Raw genomic sequence first — 2,920 nt, forward strand, 5'->3', positions numbered from 1 at the left:
CGCAGCGCAGCCGGGACTCCACCAGGCCGTCGGTGTACAGCAGCAGCGTGGCGCCCGCGGGCGCGTCCAGCTCGACCGCCTCGAAGTCCACCCCGCCGACCCCGATCGGCGCGCCCGGCGGCACCCGCAGCACCTCCGCACGGCCGCCCAGGTGGAGCAGGACGGGCGGCGGATGCCCGGCGTTGGCGACCGTGATCCGGTGCGCGACCGGGTCGTACACCGCGTACATGCAGGTCGCCATGCGGTCGCTGCCCAGCCGCTGGGCCTGCTCGTCGAGGTGGTGCAGCACCTCCTGCGGCGGCAGATCGAGCCTGGCGACGGTCTGCACGATGGTGCGCAGCTGGCCCATGATCGTGGCAGAGGAAATGGAGTGGCCCATGACGTCGCCGACGACCAAAGCGACCCTGCTGCCGGGCAGCGGGATCGCGTCGTACCAGTCGCCGCCGACCCGGGCCGTCTCGGCGGCCGGGAGGTAGCGGGAGGCGAGCCGGACACCGGTCGGCTGCGGCAGCGAGTCGGGCAGCATCATGCGCTGAACCTCGTCGGCGATGTACGCCTCGCGCCCGTACAGCACCGCCTTGTCGATGCCGAGCGCGGTCTGGGTGACGAGTTGGGCTGCGACCAAGAGGTCGTCCGAGTCGAATGTCGGCCGCTCGGCTCCGCGCTCGAAGACGGCCGCGCCGACAACCCGCCGTCGGCCGCGCAGCGGAGCAAGGATTACCCGATGTCCGCTTGGGGTCTTGCAGGCATCGCCCAACAGTTTAGGCAGGGCGGCCCGGGCGACGGCTGAGTCGCCGAAGACGGGGCGCACACCACGCAGTACCTCGGCCAGCGCGCTGCCGGGGGGTACTTCGCTCAGCTTGGCTGGCTCGGCTGGCTCGGGCTGCGGGTCCAGCGCCGCCGTCAGGGCACGAACCGAGCTGTCGTTTTCTTCTGCGGACGGGCGTAGTTGGTCGCTACGGCGCAGTCGCAGTACGAACGGGTTCACGGGGCGCTCGTCGCCGACCGGCAGCGGATCACGCAAATAGACCACGATTTTGTCCGCGAATGTTGGCACCGCAGCCCGGCAGAGGCCAAGAACGATCTCATCGAGGTCCATACCGCGGGAGATTCGCCGGGACGCGGCTCCGACATACCGAATGCGGTCTGACTGCCTTCTCAGAACCAGGCTGCTTCCCGACTCTTCATCCCTGCTGAGAGGGTTGTTCGGGGTTGTTCCGGATAACCCGTCCGCAGCACCCCATCTGCTGGTGCCGGAACTTTCCGGGGTGAGAGTTTCCTGCTTCATTCCTTGCTGTGGAGACCCAAGGGAGCTGCGCCACCCCAGCTCATCGGCGATTTCCTCCACAGTGTCGTGTTCACGGTCGAGGACGAAACGGGCGGTCTGGAGTGCTTCGTCCACGCGATCAAGCGTGCTGTCCTCGTCGGCGGGGCCGGTGAGTTGCTGGGGCAGTTGGATGCCTGGATCTGGCTGGGGTGCGGCGCCCGGGTTGCCTGTTGTCCGGAGCTCTTGAATCTCGGCTTCCAGTACGAGAATCCGGCGTGCCGCCACGTCCGCGATGGCTTGAGCTCTTGCTCGTTCGGCTTCCGCACGGGAAAGTTGAAGTTCCAGGTCTCCTTTCTGCACAGTGGCGCGGTCCAGGCGGTGGCGCAGGGATCCGATGTCAGTAACGTCGGGGGCCGGGGCCGCGGTCAGAGCATCCAGGCGGCGTGTGAGGCCGGAGATCTGGGCATGGGCCTGCCCCAGAAGGTTGAACAGGACCGTGGCGATCTGCAACGACTGATTACGTGCGCGCTCACTGGCCTCATAGGCCTGGCGCACTCGGTTGAGCTCCTCCAGCGCATTGAGCGTTCGCTCCTGGGCCAGGAACACCTCGCGGGCGGACACCGCCGGTTCACCGTCGAAAGCAAGCACGGTGGGGTGTGTCTGCGAGGCATCCCACAAGGCCCGAGCGGGGGCTAAGCGATGTCTGGTCGCCGCTGGGGGTTCGTGACGAAAGCACACGTCAGCAACCGCCTCGACCAGGTCCCACGTCAGCCCGTCGCCAGCAAGGCGTTCACGCAGCTTCCTGAGCGAGGGAACCACACCATCATGGAAGTGATCCGGGACGAGCAGGGCACGCAACTCCGAAACGCTCATGGCCGCTTCGTCCAGCCACAGCCTGACGGTTCCGACAAGGTCATTGATCTCGGTGCAGTGCCCCTTCGCTGCCGCCCACGGCCGGCCCGGCCGCTTCGCACCAGTCACTCTTGACGTCCCTTCGAGGGTTATTGCAGAACAACCCGGCGTTGTCAGCAGAACAACATCCAACCCACGCGTGAATACCCTGCGCAGGAGGATCATCAAATTTCCCAACGTGGGACGTTCCCCACTCACTGGAAAAGGTCCGGCCGGGGCTGAAGGTTCCTACGCCGCCCAGCCCCCGCCGGACCCCTGACACAGCACCCGGAACAACGGAGTACCACATGCACAGTAACCGCCACCCTGAGACCACAGTCCAAACCAGCCGAATCCGCTGCGCGAAACGCTGGCTCGCCCGACGCAGCCGCGCGCTGCTCTCCAGCGCCCTCCGCGGCGCCGCCTACGCCACAGGGGCCGGAATCGTCGGTCTCGGTTTTTGGTGGGTCCAGCAGCAGCTGTAGCCCGAGCGCCCCGGTACGGCACCGCCCAGCGCGTCTGCCTCGACGATCCTGTTCGTGGCCCGTTCGGCTGCCGCGCCGGCACTGGCCTCGGCGAGGGTTTCGGCCCCGGCGCCGTCGCTCCCGCCCTGAACGCGGACTCTGCCGGTGGACGACGCCCTGGACACGGCGGGCAGGCCCAGCAGGAGCCGAAACGGCCGTGCCCCGGCGACCAGAAGCGGCTGGTTGCCGGGGCACGGAACGCCGGGTGACCGGTCGGGTCAGGGTGCGGGGGTGTAGG

The 2,920-nt window shown here is 67.8% G+C and carries 1 protein-coding gene; it reads right to left on the reverse strand.

What is annotated here, in order from left to right; all coding sequences use genetic code 11:
- Positions 1-1,288 (reverse strand): PP2C family protein-serine/threonine phosphatase (locus tag EAO76_RS29625; RefSeq protein ID WP_399463380.1); only part of this gene is annotated, 1,288 nt, incomplete at its 3' end.
- Positions 1,289-2,920 lie beyond the last annotated feature (1,632 nt).

This window comes from Streptomyces sp. sk2.1, assembly GCF_008120935.1.
Lineage (GTDB): Bacteria > Actinomycetota > Actinomycetes > Streptomycetales > Streptomycetaceae > Streptomyces.